This window comes from Legionella sheltonii (genome assembly GCF_026191355.1).
Classification (GTDB): Bacteria; Pseudomonadota; Gammaproteobacteria; order Legionellales; family Legionellaceae; genus Legionella; species Legionella sheltonii.
Genome location: NZ_JAPHOQ010000014.1, coordinates 130028 through 137422 on the forward strand (window position 1 = coordinate 130028; position 7395 = coordinate 137422).

The window sequence follows — 7395 nt, forward strand, 5'->3', positions numbered from 1 at the left end:
CAGTAATTCGTAGGTCGGGCCCTGGCCCGACACAATCAATATTATTCTCAATATCGATTTGTAAATTTGTAAGACTATCCCAATCGCAAACTATAATTTCTTTTTTAAACTATCTGAGATACTGGAATAAAAGAGTACGGAAACATCTCTCGAAAAACCTACGAGGCGCATCTTGCATTGCTTTGATACGGACTGCTCTAAAATTTAACCTTCTTTAATTCTTTCTTAAGAAAAACCTGTTAATATTTCCCGCAATTCGTAATTACTCAGCCCAACACTGTCACATTAAGGGCGAGTGGAGGACTGGTAAGTTTAATTAATCTCAAAACAAGAAGCAGGTAAAAATATTGCCTGATGGGATGTATTTGAGTGCAATTAAGCGATATCAGCCTAAAAAATGCGGCGCATCACTGCCTGTCAAAGAACTTAGGTTTCTTCCATTGCTTAGTTTCAACCTATCAGCTTATTTCTAGCCTTCAATTCTTAAGTGGGTTAATCAGTGTATTAACCGCAACAATCAATTTTTAATAGGTATATAAAGAAATGACAATTCGTGTTTTATCTTTCGATTTTGATGGGTGTTTATTTAATACAGCATACAGCAATGCTCCTTATACAAATTTTGATAAACATCTTACTGACGCAGTACTTATCCATAATGAGAAGTTCTTAGAGCAGTTAAGGCATGAAAACGAGAGATTTTCGCAAGTGATTGCCATGATTGGTTCGAATCGTCAATCTTTTGCTATTGATATATTAAACAGGGGATTTCTTCAAAGCTTTAAAGGCTCGTGCTGTTCAGCAATTCAAACTGTTTGTAACTATTTGCATGTAGACTTTAATCCCTTGCTGCTCGCTGACTTATATAACTCTCTTGAACCGGGTACTGCTTATCAGCTTATTATGGATGAGATAAAAAGTGGTAAATGGATTGATGGTGGAGCCCTGGAGCATAAAGAATGCCCTGTGGATCAATTTAAAGTCCCACTTATTTTTGCGCAAATGCAAGAAGCTGCTGCCAAAAATCCTGATGAACAAATAATCTTTGATTTTTATGATGATCGTCATGATATATTGGCAAGTTTACAGGAGTTTTATTCTTCACATCCACACACGATCCCTAAAAATGTACTCTTACGTCTTAATCACTATGATGGGGCAGAGCCCACTTTGAAAGAAGTGTTAGTAGGGGAAGGAACCGTTTTAAATAATTATCCTGAAATTGTGGTTAATATGCTGGATAATCTTTGGAAACACAATGATATTGCGATGGAGATAAAGTCAAACCGTAATAAACCCGAAATGCTTCAGCCTGTTATGCAGAGTGCACAGTTTGATTCTTCAGATGCAGTTGAAGAGGGTGAACTAGAATCCGATTGTGGACAAAATCAATCTGTCGACCTTGTTGGTGCAGCACAAGTAGAAGAGCAGAGTGAGAAGGAAGCTGTTGAGATCACTGCTGCGCCTGCCGCTGCAGGAAAAGCACCTGGTGCAACTGTTGCCTCAGCCGCTTCTAATCTTGGACGCAATCGCCATAGTTTTCACAATCAAGCGGCGCGTTCCACTACTCATGGTGGTCCTGCTCCAATTCCCGCAGAATACTTTGAAGATAGTTGCGGCTTTAATAGTTGAAATAGCAGCTGCATTTTTTCCTAAATTTTAAGCAAATACAAGCTGTTTTGAATTCATAGTTCAAGACAGCTGCTACGTCTGTATTAGAATACGATATCCAGCTCAGACTCATTTACACTTTATTTATGCATCGATGTAATTTCTTCTTTGGGGGTAACGTCGCCGCTACTCGCAGTATTCAGTTGAGTGCCATTTATCGGTTTTGATACTGGTCTCCAGAAGAAAGAAAACCAACCCCCACTCGTCTCTGTAGTTGTTTTTTCTGCTTCTTTATTTTTTTCTTTGAGGCGATCCACTATACCAAAATGTTCAATCGCATGCTTTTCTGCTAATTTCATGAATTCTGTATCGGCAATCGGGGGAAGCGCATTGGTTCTGTCTTTATAAAATCGTTCAGCCGCTGTTGCGATTAAGCCATTAGCTTGTTTCAGCAAGTGCAATTCATCGACTTCAATTTTTTCACTAGGAACTATGCTACGTAATGCAGCCAAGTCATAGATAAAGATTCGAATTTGTTGATAAAGCTTTGCAAAATCTTCAATAGTATTAGCAAACTGTTCTTCATAGCTTTTACTAAGTTGCTCAGCGCTGTATTTTTCTAGGCCTTTTCCAGCCAATTTTTTATGGATATGAGTTATTTTGATTGTTGATGGGTAATTAGGTAATTTTTTATATTCTTCGGAATTTATAATTTCATCCAGAATCACTGACGGGCTATTTTCAAGCTGATTTAATTGCATTAATAATTCGCTAAAAAACTGTGCTAAGCGATTATCTAGAGACTCTTGCAGGTATTTAAAATCCTTTTTAATGCCTTGGGCTCGAACCACCAAGGTATGATTTATGCTAGTGAAACTTAAAAGCAGAAGTTCTGCTACATACTGACTAATCGTCACATTATCTGATGTAGCGAGTTCTTTAAACTTTGTTAAGATATCAATGATAGCTTGATAAAGAGCTTCTTTTTCCTTTTCTTTTTCAAGAGGTGACCAATCATCCGTTAAATATTGTTGGCTAACCTGGCGAATCACTATACCAAATGTTTCTAATACATTCTTGCGATTCACTTCTGAATCCAAGATGGAAGATTCTTTATTGGCAATTTTTTTAATATTTTCTTCTAAAACCAAGCTTGCAGTATTAATCATATCCGCAAGATTTTTTCTTTGGGTGCCAAGTCCAAAAATTTGAAAAAAATGAGCTTGCATTAATAAAGCATGCTCTTCATTGACATAACCAGAGTAGGTCGTAAAAACATCATTAAAGAGGCCGTAGATATGTCCTTTATGCAAAATTTTGCGCTGCTTTGTGAGGCCCATATAGGAGTAATTGGTTGAGTTATATGCATCATAACCAATTTGATTTTTGGCAATCATGGCATAAAGTATTCGCAAAATAGTAGGGAAATCGAGTGAATCGACAGGAATTGATTTTGTTTCGGTATCGTCTCCCAAATATTTGCGACCTAAAGCGGAATATTGACGAAAAATTTGGGTGCCATCGTTAAATCCGACATGATGCCCGCTTAAAAAATGAATTATTTTGTATATTAGTAATTTTTGGACATGAGTGGTTTTATATCCATTAGGGCAGACGATTATCCCTTGCTGGGAAGCATTATTTCCGGTTGAGCCTGTTCCGTGATGGCCGGGCATGGAGTAGCGAACATAATTTTGTGTTTCTTTAGAAACTACTTCAGGACAAATTGGGGTAAAGCCCCAATCCGATCGTTCGTTGGCATAAAAAATTAATTCAGCATTTTTTATAATTTTGGGTAATATAAAAAATCGTTCGTCATACCAGGTAATTGGAAAACAATCTCCGGGTACAGGGTCGATACCAAAAAAATTTATTGATGCATTAGGCAGATAGGTTTTAAGCTGATTAAACCATTGCTCTTTCTCTTCTTTGGGGATCAGATTAATTTGGGATTTTAGAGGTTCTATAATATCTGGTGTATTATTTGTCGGCGTACCTTTTTGTCTTTTGATTTGTTGCTCAGTTAAATACTTCAATACCTCTTCAAAAGTACCGCAGGTGGAAATAATTGATTGGATAGCTTCTAATTCATGGGCGATTAAAATCGATTCAACAGCACCTCTGCTGTGAGAAATAATATTGATTCGTGTTTGCCCGCGGGCTATGGCTTTTAATATTGACGCCAGGCCTAGGCCAATTTTTTCTCCTACATTAGAACCATCCGTTTTAGGTCCATTAATTACGGTAATTTCATCAGCCTGAAAAGGGTAAGGATTTTTTAAGTCTACTTTTGTAGTTTGAGCAGGGGCACTGGTTTTAATTAAAGAAGAGATTATGCTTAATGTTTCTCCCTTAGGATAATCTTTTACTTTGGCACCCTTAGTATATGGGGCAGGTTTGGGGACTTGTTTTAATTCAGGGGTAAAGTCAGTGAGCGTCCCTAGCATCGTGAGGGTGAATGGTTGTTTTTCGATTTTACTGTCCATAGTATCTGCCTCATATTATGACACAATGATCAATTATAAATTCTTTTGAATATAATTCATTGATTCTTTTATCATTAAGAAACAATCAAACTGTCGAGGTACAGCCACCTAACCTGTAATAATGGGTTGATGGTATTTTTTATAGTTTCATTTTTAGCAAATAATAGCAATAAAAATTGTCTGATTGTATTAAAAAGAAGATAATGCTACATCTTATAACTAGGGGGCATATTATGCTTTTGTTCTTTTCAAGTAGTTCTCTTCCAGAGATTCGTAAAAAAGCTAAGGATTTTATTGAGGCGAAGGGGGCGGGAACGATGTCCTTTGGTCGTATCAAGGTCGAACGTGAAGAAGAGATGCTTGCTTTATTAAAACAGATTGTTACTCAACGAAAAGAGCCAACGGAGTTAATTTTTTTTATAGACGAGGTTAGTTCTAATTTCTTAGAAAAAGTGCTTCAACTAATTGAAGGAAATCCTTATTTTCGCAAGCTTGCCCTGGATTCATATGCTTCCTTTGATTTAGCTAAGATTTCAATCATTACTGATGCATTAGCTCGAGAAACGTGTTCTTTAAAAGAATTGGCTTGGAAGCTGCCAAAACACAATATTCATTTACAACCTTTGGCGGAAGCTCTGAGACAAAATAGCTCCCTTTTGCAATTGGAATTCGAGGGGAATACAAAGTCTTTACCATTAAGACACTTAGAGAGTGTTTTCCAGGCTTTGCTGGGTTCCGATGAGAGGGCAGAAGTACAAGGGAATAAGAATATTAAGAGAGTCCATTTAAAACACGTTTCTGTCTCAAGGGAAGATAAAAAAGCAGTAGAGTTACTTAATTTGGTTTTAAAAACTAATCCAAATATTCAAGAACTTCGTTTTTCTTCAGTTGATACAATACCTGAAGAATTATTGGATAACCTTAAGGATGCTGAAAACTTAACTTCATTAACTCTTTGTTCAGAGTCCACTGAACAATTAAATTTAAAAATGTTGAGCGTATTAGAAAGAGGCTTGCCTCCTGGCTTGGAAGTACTTGAACTCTCTACGCAATATACAGGACCCACCGAATATCAAGATCCTGAAGAGAAATATCAAAATTTCATAAAGCACCAGCATGCCCATATAAAACGGCTAAATTTCCCATTTTTCCTAAATACAGAATCTCCCCAAAGAAAACCTTCCGAAGCGAACCAGGATAAAAGTAGATTGGCAGAGGAATATTTAGAACAGTTCATTGAGTTTCTAAAAAAATGTAAACATAAAAATTTTAATTTAAAACTTAATGCAAGTCTCCTCCAGTTAATACCTTATCCTAAGAAAAAGGAATATATGCATAAAATAAAGGCATTACTCGCAGAAAAAGATGTTTATTTAGATTCCTGTTTGCCTCACACAGGTATATACAAAAAACAAAGACAACACGCAGTGTTTTTTACTGTTTTGGCACATGCTAAGAGAAATCAGGACTTTGATGATTTAGAATCGGCTTTTCTTGAAAATAGCGATCCTTCGGAATTAGAGTTTGTTGTCGAAGAGGATACTGATGAAGTTGAATCTTCAATAAGTTCTTGTCGCGCATTTTAGGTAAATTGCAAATGATCATGCAATGTGCAGAAACTATTTTCGCTCAGTTAATATTTCATTAATTTTTATCACTTACAATGCCCAATTAATGAACGACTGCACTGTGCATCCATGAAAATTTACAGTAAAAGAGATCAAGGGTTTCAAGAGGTTTATACTCCTGGGGATTCTCTCCCGCAGTACATTGAAGAGCCTGAGAAGAAACCCTTTATTATCTTAACATTGCCTCGTGACTCTCTGAATGATTATTATCTAGATGATTATTTCCCCCTGTTTAAAAAGCTTGGATATAGAGAGGGAATTGGACATTCACGAATTTTAACGGTTACGAGCAAAAGAAAAGTTGAGATTGTTATCAATGCAATTCTTACAAGCCCTGATTACAATCATGCTCAAAATGAAGTTTTGATTGAAAGATTAAGGTCAATACAGCATGAGCTGTCTAAAATTGAAAAATCTTTAAAATTGCCTCCTAGAAGCAAAGATTTTGCAAAATATCATCCGGTAAATGTCGACGTTACCAGAGAACGAAATGCGCCAAAACCCTCTCATAGCGTGAAGAAAGTACGAAAGGAGAGTAAAGAAACTGTAGAAATTTTTAAAATCGAAGAGTCTGGAAGAAGAATTACTGAAATTGAGGCTTTTAATGCTGTAGGTTATCGGCTTCTGTTAAATGACCGCACACCTAAAGTGAGCAGTGTGCATGATGCGGAAGGGTATCGAATTGGGGTGCTCTCTCGAGAGATAGAAAATTATCGATCTTTGCATGATTACTATCTAAAAGAGGAGCAAACGACGGGTCAAATGCGTTCGCCAAAGCAGAAGGACCTCGTAAAATCCGGTATTGGTAGAATATTAGCTGCTGCCTATTGTGAGGAAGAGAATGATCTGCATGGTGGCAATATTGGCTATGATCCCATTCAACTTATATCCAGGAAAGTGGATCATGATCAAGCAAACTGGACATTCACATCAAAATATCACAATAAAAATCCTAATAAGCCACTCTATAAGTCTGGTGAAAGAGCATACGGTATAAAACCTAAAGATGCTTTTCCGATAACTCAAAGAGATATTACTAATTTTCCGCATTTAACGGATGCTAAACCTCGAGCTTTTCCCGATAAGTCGGATATGGAGCTTTTAGAGTTAGTAGGAATTGAGAATGATCCTGATTTTATTAAAGATGCATTTTCAGTTTTTCTTAAAAGCGCTTTATTCGATGAGCAAATTTATGGACCTATCGCTAATGCAACGATTGGGAATCTTAAATTACGAGAAGAATTAGTAGCTCATAAAACCAGACGTAGTAAATTACTCAGAGAGGAACTGTTAAAGAATGATAAGTTTTTAAATTTTCTTATTAATCATCCGAGTTTAAAATCACAGATCATTGATGAATTTAAAGAATATAACAATGATTATAAAGAAAACAGTCCATTGTGTCTTAATCTTGAATATTTAGAAAAGAAATTTGATGTTTTTGTTGAGCAAGCTCGTGATAAAATAAAAGAGTGGGAAGACGAAGCAGTTAGACTTTTTGAGACTCACTATAAACCTGATCTTGATAATAATTCATATCAATATAAAAATAAAACAACAATTGACTCAGCCCAACGAAAAAAAATAACAATAGAACACATCAAAACAAAGCTTGATGTGAACGAAAATCAAGCGGAATTATATTTCAATAAAGCCAGGGATACGTGGTT

The 7395-nt window shown here is 36.2% G+C and carries 4 protein-coding genes; 3 read left to right on the top strand and 1 reads right to left on the bottom strand.

Features of this window, described 5'->3' with window-relative positions; genetic code table 11:
* The first annotated feature begins 543 nt into the window (after nt 1-543).
* Nucleotides 544-1632, top strand: a complete 1089-nt coding sequence (locus OQJ26_RS15780) for a hypothetical protein (protein ID WP_265704686.1) — start codon at nt 544-546, stop codon at nt 1630-1632.
* 119 nt (nt 1633-1751) lie between these two features.
* Here the strand turns inward: OQJ26_RS15780 and OQJ26_RS15785 are convergent, their stop codons facing one another.
* Complete coding sequence (locus tag OQJ26_RS15785) at nt 1752-4097, bottom strand: hypothetical protein (protein ID WP_265704687.1); 2346 nt, start codon at nt 4095-4097, stop codon at nt 1752-1754.
* Nucleotides 4098-4330: 233 nt separating this feature from the next.
* Between OQJ26_RS15785 and OQJ26_RS15790 the strand changes: the two genes are divergently transcribed.
* Together OQJ26_RS15790 and OQJ26_RS15795 are read left to right on the top strand one after the other, a co-directional pair.
* Nucleotides 4331-5683 (top strand): hypothetical protein, encoded by a 1353-nt coding sequence (locus tag OQJ26_RS15790; RefSeq protein WP_265704688.1) that lies wholly within the window; start codon nt 4331-4333, stop codon nt 5681-5683.
* Nucleotides 5684-5794: 111 nt separating this feature from the next.
* A partial coding sequence (locus tag OQJ26_RS15795) for a hypothetical protein (RefSeq protein ID WP_265704689.1) occupies nt 5795-7395 on the top strand: 1601 nt, incomplete at its 3' end.